Source organism: Streptococcus oralis Uo5 (genome assembly GCF_000253155.1).
In the GTDB taxonomy this organism is placed as follows: Bacteria; Bacillota; Bacilli; order Lactobacillales; family Streptococcaceae; genus Streptococcus; species Streptococcus oralis_L.
In genome coordinates this window covers 680,683-701,533 of the sequence record NC_015291.1, presented here as the reverse complement: position 1 = coordinate 701,533, position 20,851 = coordinate 680,683, and the positions used below count along the sequence as shown (strand labels likewise).

Annotated in this window: 21 protein-coding genes and 1 pseudogene; 2 read left to right on the top strand and 20 right to left on the bottom strand. The window is 40.1% G+C overall.

The window, feature by feature from the left end:
• Positions 1-70: 70 nt before the first annotated feature.
• The 14 genes and pseudogenes from SOR_RS03540 to SOR_RS03480 all read right to left on the bottom strand — a co-directional run bounded on the left by SOR_RS03540 (position 71) and on the right by SOR_RS03480 (position 13,594).
• Positions 71-691 carry a TIGR01906 family membrane protein gene (locus tag SOR_RS03540; protein ID WP_000850621.1) on the bottom strand — a complete coding sequence of 207 codons (621 nt, stop codon included), beginning with the start codon at positions 689-691 and terminating at the stop codon, positions 71-73.
• Positions 681-1,454: a TIGR01457 family HAD-type hydrolase gene (locus tag SOR_RS03535; protein ID WP_000221323.1), complete on the bottom strand. Its 774-nt coding sequence runs from the start codon at positions 1,452-1,454 to the stop codon at positions 681-683. The genes SOR_RS03540 and SOR_RS03535 overlap by 11 nt, the downstream gene beginning before the upstream one ends.
• A gap of 6 nt (positions 1,455-1,460) precedes the next feature.
• Positions 1,461-2,198 (bottom strand): acyl-[acyl-carrier-protein] thioesterase, encoded by a 738-nt coding sequence (locus SOR_RS03530; protein WP_000524789.1) that lies wholly within the window; start codon positions 2,196-2,198, stop codon positions 1,461-1,463.
• A 4-nt stretch (positions 2,199-2,202) separates the two neighbouring features.
• Positions 2,203-3,333, bottom strand: a complete 1,131-nt coding sequence (gene hemW, locus SOR_RS03525) for a radical SAM family heme chaperone HemW (protein ID WP_001170093.1) — start codon at positions 3,331-3,333, stop codon at positions 2,203-2,205.
• A gap of 72 nt (positions 3,334-3,405) precedes the next feature.
• Positions 3,406-3,804, bottom strand: coding sequence for a YtxH domain-containing protein (locus SOR_RS03520; protein WP_000517403.1), 399 nt, complete (start codon positions 3,802-3,804; stop codon positions 3,406-3,408).
• A 15-nt stretch (positions 3,805-3,819) separates the two neighbouring features.
• On the bottom strand, positions 3,820-4,203 hold the full coding sequence (locus SOR_RS03515; RefSeq protein ID WP_000895024.1) for a DUF948 domain-containing protein: 384 nt from the start codon (positions 4,201-4,203) through the stop codon (positions 3,820-3,822).
• Positions 4,204-4,992 (bottom strand): prolipoprotein diacylglyceryl transferase, encoded by a 789-nt coding sequence (lgt, locus tag SOR_RS03510; RefSeq protein WP_000609708.1) that lies wholly within the window; start codon positions 4,990-4,992, stop codon positions 4,204-4,206.
• The gene (hprK, locus tag SOR_RS03505; RefSeq protein ID WP_000115192.1) at positions 4,985-5,920 is read right to left on the bottom strand and encodes an HPr(Ser) kinase/phosphatase; all 936 of its coding nucleotides are present in this window, start codon (positions 5,918-5,920) and stop codon (positions 4,985-4,987) included. The genes lgt and hprK overlap by 8 nt, the downstream gene beginning before the upstream one ends.
• 136 nt (positions 5,921-6,056) lie before the next feature.
• A complete protein-coding gene (locus SOR_RS03500) occupies positions 6,057-7,019 on the bottom strand; it encodes a hypothetical protein (protein ID WP_001209615.1) in 963 nt (320 codons plus the stop codon).
• Positions 7,020-7,083: 64 nt separating this feature from the next.
• Positions 7,084-7,260 (bottom strand): 30S ribosomal protein S21, encoded by a 177-nt coding sequence (gene rpsU / locus SOR_RS03495; RefSeq protein WP_000048054.1) that lies wholly within the window; start codon positions 7,258-7,260, stop codon positions 7,084-7,086.
• Positions 7,261-7,400: 140 nt separating this feature from the next.
• Positions 7,401-7,715: a hypothetical protein gene (locus SOR_RS03490; RefSeq protein ID WP_001093354.1), complete on the bottom strand. Its 315-nt coding sequence runs from the start codon at positions 7,713-7,715 to the stop codon at positions 7,401-7,403.
• A 32-nt stretch (positions 7,716-7,747) separates the two neighbouring features.
• A pseudogene (locus SOR_RS10455) lies at positions 7,748-8,012 on the bottom strand (class I SAM-dependent methyltransferase); the annotation flags it as partial.
• Between the two features lie 214 nt (positions 8,013-8,226).
• On the bottom strand, positions 8,227-12,597 hold the full coding sequence (locus SOR_RS03485) for a GEVED domain-containing protein (protein WP_000513886.1): 4,371 nt from the start codon (positions 12,595-12,597) through the stop codon (positions 8,227-8,229).
• 289 nt (positions 12,598-12,886) lie between these two features.
• Positions 12,887-13,594, bottom strand: a complete 708-nt coding sequence (locus tag SOR_RS03480) for a glucosamine-6-phosphate deaminase (RefSeq protein WP_000864600.1) — start codon at positions 13,592-13,594, stop codon at positions 12,887-12,889.
• 150 nt (positions 13,595-13,744) lie between these two features.
• On the opposite strand from SOR_RS03480, the gene queA reads away from it, so the two are divergent.
• The gene (queA, locus tag SOR_RS03475; RefSeq protein ID WP_041170844.1) at positions 13,745-14,773 is read left to right on the top strand and encodes a tRNA preQ1(34) S-adenosylmethionine ribosyltransferase-isomerase QueA; all 1,029 of its coding nucleotides are present in this window, start codon (positions 13,745-13,747) and stop codon (positions 14,771-14,773) included.
• A 39-nt stretch (positions 14,774-14,812) separates the two neighbouring features.
• Here queA and SOR_RS03470 read toward each other — a convergent pair whose 3' ends face one another.
• From SOR_RS03470 to mnmL, 5 genes are read right to left on the bottom strand one after another with little or no spacing between them, the layout of a single operon-like run.
• The gene (locus SOR_RS03470; protein WP_000759520.1) at positions 14,813-15,673 is read right to left on the bottom strand and encodes a YihY/virulence factor BrkB family protein; all 861 of its coding nucleotides are present in this window, start codon (positions 15,671-15,673) and stop codon (positions 14,813-14,815) included.
• A 29-nt stretch (positions 15,674-15,702) separates the two neighbouring features.
• Positions 15,703-17,757, bottom strand: coding sequence for a cation:proton antiporter (locus SOR_RS03465; protein ID WP_000421614.1), 2,055 nt, complete (start codon positions 17,755-17,757; stop codon positions 15,703-15,705).
• Positions 17,758-17,768: 11 nt separating this feature from the next.
• Positions 17,769-18,023 (bottom strand): hypothetical protein, encoded by a 255-nt coding sequence (locus SOR_RS03460; protein WP_000361093.1) that lies wholly within the window; start codon positions 18,021-18,023, stop codon positions 17,769-17,771.
• Positions 18,016-18,573: a tRNA 5-(aminomethyl)-2-thiouridylate-methyltransferase MnmM gene (mnmM, locus tag SOR_RS03455; protein ID WP_000828416.1), complete on the bottom strand. Its 558-nt coding sequence runs from the start codon at positions 18,571-18,573 to the stop codon at positions 18,016-18,018. The genes SOR_RS03460 and mnmM overlap by 8 nt, the downstream gene beginning before the upstream one ends.
• 2 nt (positions 18,574-18,575) lie before the next feature.
• The gene (gene mnmL, locus SOR_RS03450) at positions 18,576-19,514 is read right to left on the bottom strand and encodes a tRNA modification radical SAM protein MnmL/YtqA (protein WP_000867035.1); all 939 of its coding nucleotides are present in this window, start codon (positions 19,512-19,514) and stop codon (positions 18,576-18,578) included.
• A gap of 91 nt (positions 19,515-19,605) precedes the next feature.
• Between mnmL and SOR_RS03445 the strand changes: the two genes are divergently transcribed.
• Entirely contained in the window at positions 19,606-19,965 is a 360-nt protein-coding gene (locus SOR_RS03445; protein WP_000525394.1) for a DUF3397 domain-containing protein, read from the top strand.
• Between the two features lie 81 nt (positions 19,966-20,046).
• On the opposite strand, the gene SOR_RS03440 is transcribed toward SOR_RS03445, so the two are convergent.
• Entirely contained in the window at positions 20,047-20,787 is a 741-nt protein-coding gene (locus tag SOR_RS03440) for a class I SAM-dependent methyltransferase (RefSeq protein WP_000580495.1), read from the bottom strand.
• Between the last annotated feature and the right edge of the window lie 64 nt (positions 20,788-20,851).

Genomic DNA, 20,851 nt, shown 5'->3' with positions numbered 1-20,851 from the left:
AGGATAACCTAACAATATATAGGGAGCAGAGTAACTTCTCTCGTTTTTTATTAAAAATACAGAATTTTATCTACTTTTTCCTTGAAGCCTCGACAAGAAGGAAACCAAACATTCCTTCATACAAAGCAAAGAAAAGTAAAAAGGCATGGAGAAAGAAAGTCTCTGGCAAAATCCAAATAACGGGATCCTTTGCTGGATCAAAAAGCCAAGTATCATCTCCCACAAAGAGAATCTGATGGAAAAGAGTAAAGAATTGCTCAAAACCAATCAACACTCCCACAAGCCCAATGACCAGAGGCAATAGCACTAAAGTCAGAATACTTTTACGATATAGGGGCAAAAAGCCTTTTTTCACAATCTTTCTAACAAAGAAATAGAAACTTGGAAGTGTCACTAGGGCAACTAGCTGAACCAAGTGGAAGAGATTCTTCACCACCGCAAAGTGGTGTAGACCAGCCTCTGACGAACGAAAATCTGGCATCTCTAAGACCTGACTAAAGGGATTGGTCAGGTAATTCATCAAGATATGAAAATTGTACTGAATGGTTTCTGGCTTTAGATAGACTCGATTCGCTAAGTTCAGCCACTGAATCTCCATGGGATAGAAAATCCAAGCCAGATAAATGGTTAAGAGGATAGACAGGGAGAGAAGAAAGAGCATACTTCCCCAAAAGGTCAGTTTAGTTTTCATCAAAATTCCACTCCGCAAGACTAGAAAGGACATGAGTTGGTGCGATTGGCAGGTTCCCCACTTCTTCTGCTTTGGTAAAACCTGTTGTCACCAAGAGAGTTGGAATGCCATTGTCAATCCCTGCTCGAATATCTGTCAGGTAGTTGTCCCCAACCATGAGCAATTCTTCTCTTTTCAAGCCCAAGTGCTCAACTGCCTTGTCCATAATGATAGCATTTGGTTTCCCGATATAAACTGGTTTCACTCGTGTTGCTACTTCAAGAAGTGTAATTAGTGAACCAGCACCTGGCAAAAGACCACGTTCCGTCGGGATATTGAGGTCAGGGTTGGTTCCGATAAAGTGAGCACCCTTTTGGATAGCTAGAGTTGCTGTGGCAAATTTTTCATAGTCGACTTGCCAGTCCAGTCCAACTACCACATAGGCAGGATTTTCCTTGTCTTCGACATAACCAGCTGCCTGAATGGCATCCTTGAGTCCTGCTTCTCCGATGACATAGACTGTCTTTTCCAGTCCCAAGTCATTCATATAGTCGATGGTTGCCAAAGTTGCCGTGTAGACAGTTGATAGAGGCGTATCAATATTAAAATTTTGAACCAACATCTCTTGAACACTCTCTGGAGTTCGGGTTGTATTGTTGGTTACAAAGAGATAGGGAATTTCTCGCTTCTGCAATTCATGCACAAAAGCCTCTCCCGCTGGAATCCGGTCTTTCCCTTTGTAAATGGTCCCGTCTAAATCAATTAAATAACCTTTATATGTCATCTCTCTTTAGTCCTTTTTTATTTCTTGCCAAGTAATCATAGCTTGGGCATTGATCTCGCCATCACTGATAATCTCATGCTTGCTTTCTAGTCCCTTGAGTTCATAAGCTGAAGCAATCATGCCACCTGGTCGCACTTCTTTGACATATTTGAGATTGATTTTCTTTGGAATATACTTGGTCAAAAAATCTGCTCCCATGACCTCAAAAATCCAATCCAAATATTTACTATTATTAACATGACCATTCATATCCAAGTCGTAAAAACGAACATGGTAGTCTTTACTGAACGGATTTTCTAGATTTGTATACTTTGGCCCACGGATGAGTTTTTTATCAAACTCAGACTGGTAAGGCGCAACAATCTCCGGTTCGACAGCATGAACTTTACGACTGTCTCTGTCCATAAGAACAAAGGTTGCTACCATGCGAATGATTTCTTGACCTGCTTCATCATAGATAGTGAAACGGCGGTAGCAAAAAAGACGATTGTAAGTCAATGCTTCCGTTTCAATCGTAATCTCCTCAGCAAAGCGAGGCAAGCGTACCACGTCAATCGCATAGTCTGTAATTATCCAGACCAGATTGTAGCGTTCTAACATATCCTTGTCGCTAACTCCCAGCTCAATGGACTGCATACCTGATACTTGCAAGGACAGCAAAATCACATCTGGAAGTTTGATATGACCGTTCATGTCCGCCATATCAAAAGGAATTTTCATTTTCATTTGATAAGTTAAGCCCATTGTTCTACTCCAAAATAAATCGTTCTGCTACAGTGTCTCCTAAAAAGAGACCTCTCTTTGTCATTCGGACACGATCACCATCGATCTGCATAAGACCTTGTTGAACCAAGTCTCTGATGATTTTTCCATATAGTTCATCAAAGGACCGTCCGAATTTTTCCTCAAATCTAGCCATAGAAACCCCAGATTTCTTGCGGAGTCCCAAAAACATTTCTTCTTCCATCTGCTCCCTTTGACTCAGGTGTTCTTCTGTTATCCGAGCATTTCCTGCCTCTACCGCATTGAGATAATGGCGGATAGGACCGTGGTTTTTATAACGTACCCCGTTCACATAACCTGACGCACCCGCACCGATACCATAATATTCAGCATTGTCCCAGTACATGAGATTATGGCGACTTTCAAAGCCAGGCTTAGAGAAATTGGAAATCTCATAATGCTCAAAACCAGCTCGCTCAAGCTCTGTAATGATGTATTCAAACATTTCAGCTTCTAGCTCCTCCTTAGGCAGAGGCAGTTTCCCACGTCGCATACGGTTCATAAAGACCGTATGGTTTTCCAAAATCAAGCTATAAAGGCTCATATGGGGAATATCAAGCGATATAGCCTTAGCTACATTGTCCTTGACCTGAGCCATAGTTTGACCAGGTAGAGCGTAAATCAAATCGATGGAAATATTATCAAAACCAGCGAGTTTGAGGCGGTCAATATTTTCATAAATATCCTTCTCCAAGTGACTACGCCCAATCTTTTTCAGCATTTTGTCATCAAAAGTCTGCACACCTAAAGAAACACGATTGACTGGCGACTGTTTCAAAACCGCAATCTTATCCACGTCTAGATCTCCTGGATTGGCCTCAATGGTCAACTCTTCTAAGACTGACAAGTCCAAGTTTTTGGTCAAGCCATTCAAGAGCACTTCTAGTTGCGGAGCTGACAAAGCTGTTGGTGTCCCACCTCCAATATAGAGAGTTCGCAACTTTTGGATATCATAAGAACGAAACTCTTCTAGCAGATGCTCCAAATAACTATCTACTGGTTGATTCTTAATAAACACCTTTGAAAAGTCACAATAATAACAAATCTGTGTGCAAAAGGGGATATGCACATAGGCTGACGTTGGTTTTTTCTGCATATTATTTATTATACCACAAAGACTGCTTTCCAGATAAAAATCACCATCTCCAGAACCAGAGATGGTGATACCTTATACTTCAGTAATATCAATGATGATTTCTTCTTGGTCTTCAGCAACATCGGGAGTTGCTGACTGTTCTTGCCATTGCTCCTTGAGATTGTTAAAGGTTTCTTTTGATGCTTCTGTCGCTTGTCGTGCACATGTTTTGGCTTGATCAAGGACACTTTCAAAAGTAATTTCACCAGATTCTACTTGTTCCTTTGTTCTCAGCACAAAGTCCGTTGCTTGTTCTTTCACTTCTGTCAATTTCTCACAGACTTGCTCTCTAGCATATTCTGGATCTTCTCTCAAATCATCTAGAAAATCCTGAGCTTGACTACAAACTTGCTTACCCTTGTCACTCGTCAAAAACAAAGCAAGAGCTACACCTGAAACAGTTCCTAAAAGGATAGAGGATAGTTTTCCCATAAGATTTCTCCTTTTTTATTTTTTGAAAAATTTACTTGCGACACGAAGAGCGGACAAGCCTGCACCTGTTTTAATGGTCTTTGAACCAGCTGATGAAGCTTTTTTGCCTAAAACACGTGCATGTTGGTTGAGATCAGATACTGACTCAGATAAGTCAGCCACCGCCGTAAAGAGTGGATCAATCGTCGCAACCTTAACATTGATATCGTCAACCAAGACATTAACTTTTACCAACAATTCATTGGTATGATGCAAGGTAACGTCCACATCTGAGCTCAACGTTTTGATGGTTTTCTCCGTCTCATCAATCATACGACCTGCTTTTTGAATCGTGATTGTCAAATAGACTAAACAGACAATCAAAGCAATCGCAACAAGTATATATGCAACTTCTAACATTTATTTTTCCTCCTCTGTATGATAGAAAGGGGCTTTCTTTCGATTTTGATAAAGTATGATAAAAATACCGAGTCCGATAAGGACAACTGATAACCATTGGGAAACTCGCAGACCAAAGAACATGAGACTATCCATCCGCATCCCTTCGATAATCATACGACCAAAGCCATACCAAATCAAGTAGAAAGCAGTGATATGACCACGTCTGATTCCCTTTAATTTTCGTCTAAAAATCAAGATCAAAGCAAATCCAATCAGATTCCAAACCGACTCATATAAGAAGGTTGGCTGACGGTAGCTACCATCAATGTACATCTGGGCACGGATGAAGCCCGGCAAATAATCCAGATTATCTACCGCTGCACCGTAGGCTTCTTGGTTAAAGAAGTTCCCCCAGCGCCCTAAACTCTGGGCAACCATGACGCTCGGTGCTGCAATATCTAAGAAATCCCAAGTATTAATCAACTTTCTATCTGCAAAGATATAAAGAACAATAGCGCCCGCTATCAAACCTCCGTAAATGGCCAAACCACCATTCCAGATGGCGATGATTTCACCTGGATTTTGCAGATAATAATCTAAGCGAAAGAGTACGTAGTATAGTCTAGCACCTAAAATTGCAACTGGAAAAGCAATCAGAATAAAATCTAAAATATCATCTGACAGAATTTTCTTTTTAGGAGCTTCTTTCATAGCAAGATAGACTGCCAGAACCAAACCAGCTACAATACACAAAGCATACCAACGAATAGCAAAGGGACCAATTTCAAATGCGACTGGATTAATCATGTTTCACCTCATTTTGAGCGATTAGATTTGTCAAGCGTTCTTCAAATAAACGCGTCGCATCAAAGCCCATTTCTTTAGCACGGTAGTTCATGGCAGCCGCCTCAATAACAACGGAGATATTTCGTCCTGTTTTTACTGGAATGCGGATACGCGGAATCGTTACACCAGAAACTTCGAGTTCTTCGGCATTGTTTCCTAGACGGTCAAAGGTCTTATGCGTATCATAATTTTCTAGATAAACTGCTAACTGAACTTGTGAAGAATCTTTTACAGCACTTGCACCATAAAGACTCATGATATCGATAATCCCAACTCCACGAATCTCAAGTAAATGCTTCAAGATTTCAGCAGGTTCGCCCCAAAGAGTCATCTCATCCTTAGAATAAATATCTACACGATCGTCTGCTACTAGACGGTGTCCACGCTTCACAAGCTCAAGACCTGTCTCGCTCTTACCGATACCACTATCCCCTTGGATCAAGACACCCATGCCATAGATATCCATCAAGACACCATGCACACTGGTACGTTTAGCCAAACGGGAATCAAGGTAGCTAGAAAGTTCTCCAGATAAACGGCTGGTTGCTGTTCGGCTAGTTAAAATTGCAATCTTGCATTCTCTAGCAGCCCTTAACATTTCCTCTGGAACTACCAGACCACGAGCCACGATAACCGCAGGTGTTTCAGGTAGAAACATTTTCTTCAAAACTTGATAACGGTTCTGGGCAGGCATGGCAACTAAATAGGACCACTCCTTCATCCCTAACAGCTGAATCCGTTCTGGTGTATAGTAATCAAAATAGCCCGTCATTTCAAGACCAGGTCTCATAATGTCCGCAGTATTGATTTCTTTTTCAAGTAATTCGCCTTCACCATAGACAATATCTAGTCTGAGCTTTTCAATTACTTCTCTTACTAAAACCGACATAATTTCCTCCTTCAATCGAGTTCTCCTTACTATTATATCAGATTGTAGGTGGAAGTTTCCTTTTTTTGCAGGATTTACAGTATTTATTTGATGTTGCTTGGGAAAAGATTTGACTAGGAAGTCTTTTCCTACTTTTTCAAATTAGCCGAGACAAATCTACTGCAAATCGGTCAACGTCTATCACCAAGTCCCTTCCAGATTTTTCTAAGTAAATTCTTGGAAGACCTTTTGTTAACATTCTGTTTGCATCAACCATATCTTGAGAATAAGTATAGAACTGTTGACCTTGTGGAAACTGATTTCGAACTTGCCATTCTTCAAAGTCCCTCAAAAAAGTCTTATGAGACGGTATGCTGACTTCTTCGAACAAGGAATGGTCAAAAAATCGTATCAATCGATATAGACCATGGATCTCATCCGCAAAGCACTTATCAATCTTTTCATAGGGGAAGCCTCGTCTCTGATAAGCTTGGCATAAACTTTGTAAGGACGCGCTTAATGCAACTGCATCTTTTCTTGCCAAACTTATAAAATACCGAACAGAAAATTCTTCCATACCAGTTCGTTTTTTCTTCCCTAAAAACTGTTGTGCACGCAAGAGAGACTCGGATAATCTTTCTTCATCTTGATAATAAAGAGCGTATAAAATATTAATCACATTTTCTGGATAATAGATTCCTTTCAACAAGGGTAAATCTTTGGGGATGAATGATGGAATGACTGAAAAATCGTTACAAGCAAAAGAGGTAAACAAGCCTTTCAAAATCCCATCTGTGTAGATGGTTCCACTTGCCAACAAACCACCTCTCAACAACCCGGTTCTTCCTGTTTGCCATAGAGCGTTGTTTAACTGCTTATAATCCCCATCTAAAAACGCCGCATAATAGGCAAAATATTTAATATCATCTAGCAATAAGCTACTGTACAATTTTACTCTTAAAACCTTGTCAGACAATACTTTTGAATCGGTCAAATACTTTTCAAAAATTCTTTGGTTTGACTCTTCAAATTCCTTCCAATCTATCGGATCAGCACAATAACCCCAATCTTCCAAGTGATTTTCACGCATCTTTTGATATTCTTTTATATACTCTCTCATAACAATTTATTCCTCTAAACATTGTGCAAAAAAAGACTAGACAAGTCTAGCCTTTCATTTCAAATTAGAATTTTTTACGTTTACGAGCTGCTTCTGATTTACGTTTACGTTTTACAGAAGGTTTTTCATAGAATTCACGTTTGCGTGTTTCTTGAAGAGTACCAGCTTTAGTAACCGCACGTTTGAAACGACGAAGTGCATCGTCAAGAGATTCATTCTTACGTACTACTGTTTTAGACATTTTTTTCACTCCCTTCAAGTTCAAGATCTATTCCATTTTACACGCAAAATGAATAATTGTCAAGAGGAAACCTACATTTATTCCTATTTCTCAGTGTATTAATTACTTTCTTACCCATACTTTATCAAATCCACCGATTTTTACATCAAATCATACAACTTTGTTACTGCTTGTTCAAAAGCTTCAATATATTCCCAATATTCATCAGGAAGATTTGAAATCTTACTCAAGTCATTGCTATCAAAATGATATACCAGATGACGAAGAATTTGATTTTCAATAAAATGCAAATCCCTCATCTGATCTATACTAATAGAATCGAGCTTTTCTACGTAGCGACATAAATCAGCCAGCGAGTCCGAATCAAATACTTTTTCCTCGTGTAAATAATAGAGAAAGCTTTTGTTTTCAGCTTTTTTATTATCTTCTATCAAATTCCTATTCTTCGTATTCATTCTAATTCCTCCTGTAAAAGATTTTAAAAAAGCTACTTTTTAACAAATCCTTTATGAATTTTATAAAGGATCCATGATCCCTTTCTTTGACTAGTTACGAGCTCAAAGCCTACTGATAACAAAAATCGTCTAAATGCTTCTTCACTTTGGACCTCTGGTAAAAAGTAAGACAACTTGTTATATTCACAAGCCAGTAAGAGCATCCCGTCTGATTTGAGTATTCTTCGAAGTTCCATAAAAGAAGCATCTAGATTCTGCCAATGAAAATAAGGTTTGAAAGGCTGTGATTAAATCAAACTTCGAGCCCCCTCTGAATAACTTTATTATACCACTTTAGTAGAATTGTGAACAATTGTGGCAAAATAATTAAACGATTTTTAAACCAATTACCAAAAAGAGAGAACCATTTGGTTCTCTCTTTCTGTTAGACTGACATCTTCTTAGATAGCAATGAATGTAATCATTTCAATCAAGTATCTAAAACAACTTACTTGATGACTTTCGCCACTAATTATTCTTCCTCAGATTTTTTTCTTTGAGCTAGAGAAATTAATCCCATACCTGATAAAGCAGCCAATAGACCAGCTGTCAAGTGAGATGTCTCCTCAGAACCCGTATTTGGAAGAGTTTTAGCAGTTCTTTCTTCTGTAATATCTTGTTGTTCTGGATTTTCAACGACAGGAAGTTCTACTACGGTTGGAGTATAGAATCCTGAAATGATATTTCCATTACGGTCTTTACGGATCACTTTCACACCTTTGGCTTGTCCTACAAAGTCTGCCTCTGGAGTGAAGGTGACGGTGCCATCTGGTGAGATTACATAAGTTCCTTGACCTGGAACGACTTTTTCAGTTGTTCCATCTTCAAAGGTTGGCGGAACTGTCAGATCGACATCACCTGTAAAGTTTGGTTTACCAGTCTGAGTTTGACCTTTAAGACCTTCTGATGTCGCATCACTCACTTGTGTTTGTCCAAGGACAGTTGGTGTGTAGTGAGCAGTAACTACATTTCCATACATATCCAGACGTTTCACAACCAATCCTTTAGCTGTACCAACAAAGTCTGGTTCTGGAGTAAAGGTAATCTTACCATCTTTATCAATTGTATAGCTTCCTTCACCCGGAACAATCATAGTCGTGCTACCATCCTCAAATGTTGGTGGTACAGTCGAATCGATATGTCCTTCAAACGTTGGAGTTGCCACTTGTGGTTGGCCTTTTGCTCCTGTAGAAGTCGTGTCATGACCAGTAGATGGATCTACAACTGTTGGACGATAGCTTGCAGTAACTGGAGTACCGTTCTTATCCTTGCGGACAATCGTTACGCCTGTTCCTTTTCCTACAAAATTAGCTTCTGGAGTGAAGGTGACGGTGCCATCTGGTGAGATTGCATAAGTTCCTTCACCTGGAATCACTTTTTCAGTTGATCCATCTTCAAATGTTGCTGCCACTGTTTCATCGATTGGAACAAGCGGATTACCACCTTCAAATGTTGGCGTACCCGTTTGAACAAGCCCCTTAATGTTCACTGAAGAAGTATCTTTACCAGTTGGTGTTACCTTAGTAAACTCTGGACTGTAAGTCGCAGTGACTGGGGTGCCATTCTTATCCACACGTTTGACTGTGACTGGATCTGGGTTTCCGACAAACTGTTTGTCTGGAGTGAAAGTTACCGTTCCGTCTGGGGCAATCGTGTAAGTTCCTTGACCTGGAATAGATTTCTCTTTGCTGCCATCTTCAAAAGTTGGCTCAACTGTTTCATCAATTGGAACCAGTGGATCGCCACCTTGGAAGCTTGGAGTGCCTGTTTGTGGAAGGCCTTGAGGGCCTGTGCTGGTTGCGCCAGTTCCTGTAGGAGTTACTTTAGTGAACTCTGGACTGTAAGTCGCAGTGACTGGAGTACCGTTCTTATCCACACGCTTCACTGTAACTGGAGCTGGGTTTCCGACAAACTGCTTGTCTGGGGTGAAAGTTACAGTTCCGTCTGGTGCAATCGTGTAGGTTCCTTGACCTGGAATAGATTTCTCTTTGCTTCCATCTGCGAAGGTTGGCTCAACTGTTTCATCGATTGGAACCAGTGGATCACCACCTTGGAAGCTTGGAGTTCCTGTTTGTGGAACACCCTGAGGACCTGTGCTGGTTGCGTTAGTGCTGGTTGGGGTTACCTTAGTCACTGTTGGTTTATAATGTGCTCGGTAAGGAACACCGTTAGAATCATTTACTTGGACAGTAACTGGGTCTGGGGTACCAACAAAATTTTTGTTAGGTTTGAAAGTGACTTGACCAGTGTTAGGGTCTAACTCATAAGTTCCAACTGACTGACCATTGGATGTAGCAGGAACTGAGTTACCAATAATAGGTTGGCCGTTAGCATCCACAAAGGTCGCAGGACGTGAAGCATCTGGAGTCACTGGCGTTTTATCTGGATCGCCATCATTAAAGATTAGATTTTTGTTTTGTTCTTGACCTTGAACACCAGTTGATTCATATGTTGGTATCTTTCGAACAGTAGGAATGTATCGACCATCCATATTGTTCAAAATGTCATTCTTATTTGGATTTGATGCATCAGTTGATTGCCAGTTAGTTGATGAACCGTTTGAGTCTGTACGACGAATATTAATCCCTTCAGCAGTTCCTGTGAAGTCTGCATTTGGTGTGAACGCTACATCGATATCATCTCCATTAGTAGTCACTACATAGGTTCCTTCCGGACGCACATAAGTATTGCCGTTTGTTGGAGTCAATACATTTCCTTGATTATCCAAAATCTGTGGCGCTTGGCTACTCATGCTAGCATTAGTTACAAAGTCTGAACGATCTGGTCCTTTAGGTGTGAAGTGAACTGTAGCATTTTGTGTTTCACCTTGAAGACCTGTTGTTTCTTTCTTTTCACCTTGAGGTGGATAAGTACGACGAACCAACATGTCCTCTACTTCACCACTAAATGCCATCCCGGTAGGCTTCTCAATATCACCTGCATTAGTCGCAATACGCACACGCATTCCAAGTTGGTCAACTAAGCCACCACTAAGACTCGGAATTGCATTAAATGTTAAAGTGTGATCTCCATTAGCAGTTATTTCTTTAACTACACTGCCTTCATTATCATCAAATTTCCCATTATTATTGAAGTCCACCCATGCTTTGACATATGCTTTAGCATTACCATTTGGATTAGCCTTAATCTTAAGAGTATAAGTGCCATTCTTAGCTTTATTTAAATCCAAAAGGTCGTTAGTATTGCTATATTGATCAGCAGTTAGCAATTGCTGTGAACCTTCATCTGAAACATCCTCACGATCATCAGAAGTCCAGTTATTTTTAGAATCCACATCGATATCTGCTTCTGTAGAACCTAAGTAAGGTTGCTTTATTTGAGCATTTGTTATCGAATCGCGTGTAGAGATAGTATGGTGAGCTTCACCGTAACTTTCTGGCGCATCACCACCATCAACTACCAAGAATCCCATCATAAGTGCCTGTTGCCCTGCGGTCGCAACATAAAAACCTACCTCAGAAGCCCCACGGGTCATTACAACTGGCACTGCTTTACTTGCTGAAACTATTGGTCCAAATACTTGACTACCTAGACCACCTGTAACTGTATCAGGACTCAAAAACTTATTCCAATCGACAGTCTTATCTTTTAGGATTAGTAGACCACCTCTTGTTGTCTTGTCAGCCTGCTTAACAAGTTCTTCAGTCGTAACAGTGTAAGGACCTTTTGCACGAGGACCTTTCATCCATTCTCCTACGTATTCCCAACCTTCACCGTTAGTGGTAAAAATACCATATTCACCAGGGTTAGCATCTTCTCCATCAGCCATAACAACTGCTGGTTTTACTTTTTTACCACGATAAGTGGCTTCTATTTTAAATTTAACCCCCCAGTTTACACCATCAACTGGTACGATAATTTGTGTTTTATGGCCTTTTGTATCAAAACCTTGTCCACCAATAGTACTCCATTTATCTTGCGCTTGACCTGATACAGGAGGTGGAGTTTTTCCATAATCTTTCCAATTTTTTAAATAATTGTTTGTTGCATTTGGATCATAAGTTCCAGCAGATGAAGTTCCTTCAACCCGTTTTTTATAGATTTCAGTTGATTGAAATGGTTTGAGCTCTGTAACGGTAAGTGTCACTACATAGCCAGGCGAAATTTCCTTCGTATAAGTAGTTCCAATCTTAAACCCTCCCTGAGGATCTAAGTTTTTCAAGCTTGCTGTATCAGAGAAATCAATCCAGTTAATTTGTTTTGCTAATTGTGTACTTTCTTTCTTCTCTGATTCAGACAATTCTGGTTTAGATGTACGTGGTACAGGAGTCGCATCGTCCGCACCTGCATAACTAGCTGGTGCAACTGAAGTTGCCTGGGTATCACGACGAACTCTACGAGAACGTGTAGATTGTTCAGTAGCACTAGACGACTCAGTGGGTTCAGCAATTATTGGAGCAACTGTAGTTTCTGGTTTAGCACTCTCAATAGATTTATCTTCTGGAGAAGTAACTGGTTTCTCAACAGGAGACTGTGATGTTTCAGAGATAACCGATTGGTCATTGTTCTTTTTATCAGCAGGCTCTGCTCCAGAATTTGAAGTTGCTGTTTCTTTAGTTGGTTGAGAGGATTCTACTACAGATGGTGTTTCAGACTTTTCTGATGTTTTAGAATCTGTAGGTGATATAGAAGTCCCCGTTGTTTTATCAAGGTTTGTTTTAGCTACCTCGTTTAAAGAGTTTGTCACACTTGTCTCATCAGCACTAACTTGTGTAGCTGCTCCCAATAGAACCAAGGTGGACAAGAGCACAGAACAAACACCTACATTTAGTTTTCGAATAGAAAACTTATGAAGGCGTGGATTAAATAAATCTTTCCCCATTATAATCTCCTTAATTATAATTTTATAACTTAGAATATTATACAACTTTTTTTACAGCTTCGCTACTAAGTAAACTTAAAAAATTTTAGTTATTATTTAAATTATAAAAGAAAAAACAACGTATACTTAATTTTAGTTATTATCTTATTATATTTTTCCTGAATTAAAATTTATATAATTTCTTTATTCAAATATTTTATAGATTAAACCGAAATTTGCAAAATTTCACTTCTAGCTTATAAGCATCAAAAAACCACTCACTCCGAAGAGCAAGTGGTTCTTGTAATTTTTATTTTTCGAGTAAGCTGAGCGCTTCTGCATCAGCGATAATCGTCACATCAGGGTGGTTTTGTAGGCTACTTGCTGGGAGATTCTCAGTCACTGGGCCTGATACTGTTCCAGCAATGGCCTCTGCTTTCGACTCACCATAAGCAAAGAGAATAATTGACTTTGCATCCAAGATGTTTTTAATCCCCATTGAGATGGCTTGAGTTGGAACGTCTTCAATCTTGTCAAAGAAGCGAGCATTGGCTTCAATTGTAGACTGGTCTAGGTCTACAAGGTGTGTCTGGCTATCAAAGGCAGTTCCTGGCTCATTAAATCCGATATGTCCATTGCGACCGATTCCCAAGATTTGAAAATCAACTGGATGGTCAACCAAAATTTGGTTGTAGCGTTCTACTTCAGCTTCAGCATTGTCCTTAATCCCACGAGGCAAGAAACTTTCTTTAAATGGTTTTTGGTTGAATAAGTGTTCTTGCATAAAGTGGCGGTAAGACTGAGGATTGTCTCCGTCAAGTCCTACATACTCATCAAGGTTTACACTGGTTAGATTTGAAAAATCAAGGTCACTCTCAACGATTTCCTTGTAAAACTCAAGCGGACTGCTCCCTGTCGCAAGTCCTAATGTTTGAGCACCATTGGCCAATTTTTCCTTCAAAATCTCAAAAGCAACTTTTCCACCTTCAACTTGATTTTCAACTTTAATAACTTTCATCTTTTCATCCTCCGTTTTAATCTATATTCATTATATGGTATAGACCAATTTTTGTCAAGTGAAAACGATTTAATTTCTAAAAAAAGAGCGCCCAAACTTGAAACGTGTTATAATGGATAAGATTAGAACTTAGAAAGAATGATGAAAAAAATGAATACTGCTGATTTTGATTTCCACTTGCCAGAGGAATTAATTGCCCAAACGCCCCTTGAAAAACGAGATGCCTCCAAACTCCTTATCGTTAATCGTGAAACGGGAGAAATGAAGGATAAACACTTCCACTCTATTATCGATATGCTGGAACCTGGTGATGCTCTTGTCATGAATGACACCCGTGTTCTCCCTGCCCGCCTCTATGGTCAAAAGGAAGAAACTGGAGGCCATGTGGAGCTTCTCCTACTCAAAAATACCAGTGGAGATGAGTGGGAGGTTCTCGCCAAACCTGCCAAACGCCTCAAGGTTGGTTCTCGTGTCAACTTTGGTGATGGTCGCCTCAGCGCTGTCATCACGGAAGAATTGACCCACGGGGGCCGCATTGTCCGCTTTGAATACCAAGGAATTTTTCTAGAAGTCTTGGAAAGTCTCGGTGAAATGCCACTACCACCCTATATCCACGAAAAACTAGATGACCGTGAACGTTATCAAACGGTCTACGCTAAAGAAAGTGGCTCTGCTGCTGCACCGACTGCTGGACTGCACTTTACCAAAGAACTGCTAGCAGAAATCCAAGCCAAAGGTGTTCATCTAGTCTATCTCACTCTCCATGTCGGACTCGGAACCTTTAGACCCGTTTCTGTAGACAATCTAGACGAACATGAAATGCACTCCGAATTCTACCAGCTTTCTGAGGAAGCAGCAGCAACTCTTCGCTCTGTTAAGGAAAATGGAAGTCGCGTCATCGCTGTCGGAACCACTTCTATCCGCACATTGGAAACTATTGGTTCCAAGTTTAATGGGCAAATCCAAGCAGATTCTGGTTGGACCAATATCTTTATCAAACCTGGTTACGAATGGAAGGTCGTGGATGCCTTTTCAACCAACTTCCACCTTCCCAAGTCAACTCTTGTTATGCTAGTTTCTGCCTTTGCTGGTCGTGACTTAGTCCTAGATGCTTATCACCATGCCATCCAAGAACGCTACCGCTTCTTCAGTTTTGGAGATGCCATGTTTATCTATTAAGAAAATCCCTATTAGGAAACCTAATAGGGATTTTTCTAATTATTCCATACTAAACTTTGGATCTTTCAAGCTCTGAACACTGGCATTGATAACTGCTCCGATAATCAAAATCTTTGCAATGAGAATAAACCAGAACATCATGACTACCACGATAATGGAACTGAAAAATCGAACGTCAACCAGATGATTGACATAACTATTGACGTAGACAGAAAAGATATTCAATAAAAAGATAAGAGTTAGCAAGACAAAGACACTTCCTGGTAAAACATAGCGAATTCGTGGTGCTTTTACTTTTGGAAGGAAGTAATAAATCATAACCAGAATGGCAAAGATCAAGGCATAGACCAGAGGGCCTGTAAAATCTTGCAGGTAGGAAAATAGCGGACTATCTGATTGCCAGTAAGTTTTGAGGAGGTTGAGCAACATACGACCAAACATACTCAAAAATAAGGCTAGGGCAAAAAGGATCTGCAAGCCGAAACTAACAAGTAAACTCATCAACTGATGGGAGATAATTCCTCGACTCTTGGTCACTCCATAGGCTTTGTTAAAAGCTTTTTGAAGGAAATCCATTGATTTCGAAAAGGTCCAGAGTGCAGATAAAACGGCAAAACTCAGCAAACCAGTCGATGGTTGAGTCAGAACTTCTCGGACAATCTTGGCGACCACATCATACACCGTATCAGGCAAAAATTCCTTGATTGTCAGTAAGAAATTTGAGACCGGAATCTGAAAATAAGGCAAAATATTGACCATTATCATTAGCAAAGGAAAGATTGAAATCAACCAATAGTAGGCAACCGCAACACTGGTCAACTCGCTATCAGATGCTTGATAATAATGCAAAAAAGCTTTTAATAAGGGCCTGTCCATCAGCTCTTTCCACCACTTTTTCATGTTCCATCCTCCGTCATTTTCTTCATCATTTAAGTTCTTCTGATTAAATCTAGCATATCATAAGGCAAGGTATTTGCGGCCTCTTTCAGAGAATAATTCTCTAAATTATTAACATTTTGGCGTAGTTTTTTGGCATACTTGGCTGTTATCAGTTTAGCTTCTTCGTATTCAAAGATTGCCTTACGTTCGAGATAGTAGCCTCGTAGCATTTCATCGATATTGTTTGGCTTGATGCGATTGATAACCCGCTCAACAAAAGCACCACTTCCGATAATGGCCGTCTCGCGTAGACGAGACTCTTGCATAAAGCTAATCAAAGAACTCTTGTAAACCCCTTTGAGGTTTTCCAAACTCTCGATAATCAGCTCTGTATTCTCTAAATACAACTCTGCAATCTGATCATAGTCAACTGCTAGTAGTTTACGCGATTCTTCATTCATCCAACTACGGAAATTTTTGCCAAAGGTAAACATTTCATGGAGTAGAAAGCGCAGTATCCGTAAGGAAACTAGGAAGTAATAAGTCACTCTAGAAGCGAAATTCCGATTGATACTCTGCTCCATGTTTTTTAGGTAACGTTGGTAAACTCGATAGCCACGCTCACTGATTCTATTTTCCTCGTAGGCTTGCTCCAAACCATCACTCTCAATACTCAAGATAAGAAGTTTGAGAGACTCCCAGTCCTCTTGGACTCTCTTATTTTCCAGACTAAGGATGAGGTTTTCAATCCGACCATGATAATTATCAATAGCTGCATAAAGAGGGAGTTTGTTCTTGTGATGGTCCAGTTCTTTTTCTAATTCTGCAGCTACATCATTCAAAATCGCAATATGCATCAAATGGTCCTTGCTTTCCTCTTGTTCCTCAGATAAGTGAGGGAGAACCAGTAAACCTGTTAGAAAGCTCAATAGTGTAACGCCTGCTACAAGAAAGAGCAACAGAGGATATTCCTGCTCCAAATGACTTGGTATGAGGAGAATGGTCGCGATAGATACTGTCCCTTTAACACCAGAGAAAGTCAAAAGAAGCATATCTTTCATGTACTTATGAATCTTTTTCTTGAGTCGACGGGTCCTCACAAAGTAAAAACCAGCAATCATGACAAAACGGATTGCAAAAAGCAAGAAGGTCAGAACGACAACTGAAATCAGTAAAAGAAGGGGATTGTAGAGAGAATTAGACAAAATTGGCTCCGCAATCAACTCTAACTCCATTCCCAAGATAACAAAGACTGATCCATTTAGCATAAAGGTCACGGTATGCCAGACGGTCTCCGTTACGGTGTCAACTTGAGCCTCAAGGAGCGTAATTTTCTTAAAGCGACTGGCCTTCAAAATACCTGCAACCACTACTGCGATAATCCCTGAAACATGAAACTCTTCTGCGATAAAAAAGGTCATGAGTGGTAAACTTAGCTCTAGCAATAGTTCACTAGCTATGTCTATCGCTCGCACACTCAATAAAAAGGTATGCAAGAAACGATTGACCATAGCCGTCACAAAACCGACTACAAAACCACCAAGGATAGAAAGTGCTAGGGAAGTTCCTGCTTGGCTGAGAGAAAAAGTTCCTGTTGTCCAAGCAGCAAGAGCCATCTGAAAGGCAACCAAACCAGAAGCGTCATTTAAGAGCCCTTCCCCTTTTAGGATATTGGAAACCCGTTTAGGAAAACGAAAACGTTCAGAAAGAGACGCAAAGGCAACCAAATCTGTTGGGCCAAGTGCCGCTCCAACTGCTAAACAGGCAGCCAAAGGAAGAGTCATCCAAAGGAAGTGAGCCATGCCCCCTAAGCTTAAGGTCGAGATAAAAATCACAGGGAAGATCAGAAAGACGACAATCCGCCAATGCTTCAAAATGGACGTAATATCCGCTTCTTCTGCCTCCCGGAAAAGTAAGGGACCAATAACCATGGCCAGAAACAGCTCTGTATTGAGATGAAAGTCCGCATCGGGAACAAATAAACCAATCCCAATCCCCAAAAGAATTTGTACAAGAGGAAGGGGCAAAAAAGGCAGAAGTTTATTGGTCGTAGTTGAAATGATTAAGACAAATAAAAATAGAATCAAGTAAATGAGTAATTCCACACAATTCCTCCTTAATCTTTTTTACAACAAGATTCAAAAATCTCCTTTTGCTCTTGGATTTTCTGATCAATCTTAGAACAGTCTTTGTGCTCAATTTTTTTCTGGCATCGTTCCATTTCAAGAGCCACTAATTTTTTCTTGATTTTAAGCATTTTCTTGCTCATATGTGCTTCGTCGAGCACCCCGACGGCTCGCTCGTGATGCGTTGACTCGACAAAATTATGGCGCATTGCCTCAAGCTTCTCACGAAGGTATTGTTTATCCATGTCTATACCTTTCTAATTTTTCAATCATAACTAAAAACGGTGGATTGTTAACTTGGTTGAGTGTCCGATAAATGGTAGCTGTATACTCTTGTTGGTTCAACTGGCTAACAAAATCCAATACAGCATCCCTCTCGGTGTCTCCTCCTTCATGACCATAGTAGATCATGATAGCAATCCGTCCTCCTTTGACAAGCAAATGGCAAAGCTTTTCTAAGGCTTCGATAGTAGTCTGAGGTTGAGTGATGACGGATTTGTCAGCAGAAGGCAAATAACCCAGATTAAAAATCCCTGCCTTAGCTTCTGTCACAAACTGGTCAAGCGTCTCATGCCCTTGCAAGATTAACTGGGCATTTGTCATTCCAGCCTGATCCAAACGCTCTTGGGTTTTCTCCAAAGCCTTGTCTTGGATATCAAAGGCATAGACTTGCTTGGCTAGCTTGGCTAAAAAAAGGGTATCATGACCATTACCCATGGTCGCATCCACTACGATATCCTCTTTTGTCACAACTTCCGCCAAAAAATCATGTGCCATCTCAAGTGGTCTTTTCATTTTTAAAACTCCTGCTTAACAGCCTTGCATCCTTGCACACTTCCACGACGGCGCATCTCAGTTTCAATAGCATTTAGCACTTCCCATTTATTGAGGCTCCACATGGGACCAATCAGCATATCTCTAGGCGCATCTCCTGTGATTCGATGGATGACGATATGCTTGGGAATGATTTCCAGTTGGTCACAGATAACCTTGACATACTCATCCTGACTCATCAGTTGCAAGCGTCCTTCGTGGTAATCTCGCTGCATCCGTGTATTGGTCATGAGGTGAAGCAAGTGCAACTTAATTCCTTGAATATCATTATCCGTAACACAGCGGCGGACATTTTCAATCATCATCTCATGAGTCTCACCGGGCAAACCATTGATCAAATGGGAAACAATCTCAATCTTGGGATATTTCCTCAAGCGTTTGACCGTTTCCACATACAATTCATAAGAATGGGCACGGTTAATCAGGTCAGAGGTTGCTTCAAAGGTTGTCTGTAAGCCCAATTCTACCGTCACATGCATTCGTTCCGATAACTCAGCCAAATATTCGATGGTTTCATCGGGTAAACAGTCTGGCCGTGTTCCGATATTGATTCCTACTACACCTGGCTCGTTGATAGCCTGCTCGTAACGCTCCCGAATCACTTCCACCTTTTCATGGGTGTTTGTAAAGTTTTGGAAATAAACTAGATACTTTTTAACATCTGGCCACTTGCGGTGCATAAAGTCAATTTCCTTATAAAATTGCTCACGGATAGGAGCATCCGGTGCTACGATGGCATCTCCAGAACCTGAAACCGTACAAAAAGTACAACCACCATAAGCTACAGTTCCATCCCGATTGGGACAGTCAAATCCCGCATCAATAGGAACTTTAAAAGTCTTTTCTCCAAAAAGTTTTCGATAATAATCATTCAAGGTATTATAAGATTTCATAACTTTCATTATAACAAAAAACACCTACAATCTCAAAAGCCTGACTTTCCAACAAATTCCCTTGTTTCTCATTTCCTTTAGCGTTTTTTTATGATACAATATGGGTATGATTTTAATGAAAATAGCATCTATTTTATTATTGATATTAACCTTGGTGGTTTGCTTTATTGTCACCAAGCTTTTCGGACTTAGGAAAATAGGATTTAATTTCGCGGATCTCGCTTTTCCACTTTTGGTATTCGAGTACTATCTGATCACTGCTAAAGCCTTTACCCACAACTTTCTACCGCGACTTGGAGTCGCACTTTCTCTCCTAGCAATCCTCCTTGTAGTCTTTTTCCTTGTCAAAAAACGAAGTTTTTATTACCCTAAATTCATCAAATTCTTCTGGAGAGCCGGTTTTCTCCTTACCTTAATCATCTACATAGCTATGATTGTCGAATTGATGATGCTCCCATAAAAAATATTCCCTCAGACAGCTGTCTAAGGGAATGTTTTTATCTTCATACTTACTTTCTAAGCTCTACCAAGATACTTTTTCTTATTTCCTAAATGTCAAGGCGTAGAATTTGCCATCCCAAAGAAGTTTCATTTCCTTTTCCTTAACTTCGCTTGGAACAGCATTCTCAATTTCACTCAAATCAACAGTAGCGTCTTTAAAATAATCCTTACTAAAATGATTTTTCTTATATTGCTGATCCACATAGTCAGCCGTCTCATCTGCAATTAAAATCTTAGTCCCTGGCTTCGCCACTCGTAGCATTTCCTGCATAGCCTTGGCCTTATCATTGAAAAAATTGATTCCGCCAATATGGTAGACAATGTCAAAACTATTATCCGCAAAGGGTAGATCCTCCGCGCAAGCATGGAAAAGTTGCAGATTGGTCTTGTTGGCGCAAGATTTCTGGCATTTTTCTAGCATACTGATAGAAATATCTACCCCTACAAAGTCTAAACTTTTCAGGTCAATTGTCTCAGGAATATAACGGAGGTCTTGACCAGTCCCGATAGAGACATAAAGAACAGATAAATTATCTTTCCATTCTATTTCCTCCATCAGATCCCTTCTCAACTTATCAATCGCCTTTCCATGGAGAAGTGGTCCTATCCATTTCTCACTCATATCGTACCAGCGAGCCATACGGTTATACATGGTCATGTATTTAGCATTATCTCCAGATAGATAATCTGGATTAAGAGACAGATAGATATCGCCATCTTTTTGAAAATTTTCTACCTCCAAACCTGACTTCAATTTATCTTGTAATCTTGTTCCAATCATATGCAACATCTCCTTTTTTATTTGTCACCTATTATAGAGGATTTTCTCGCAAAAACAATAGCTT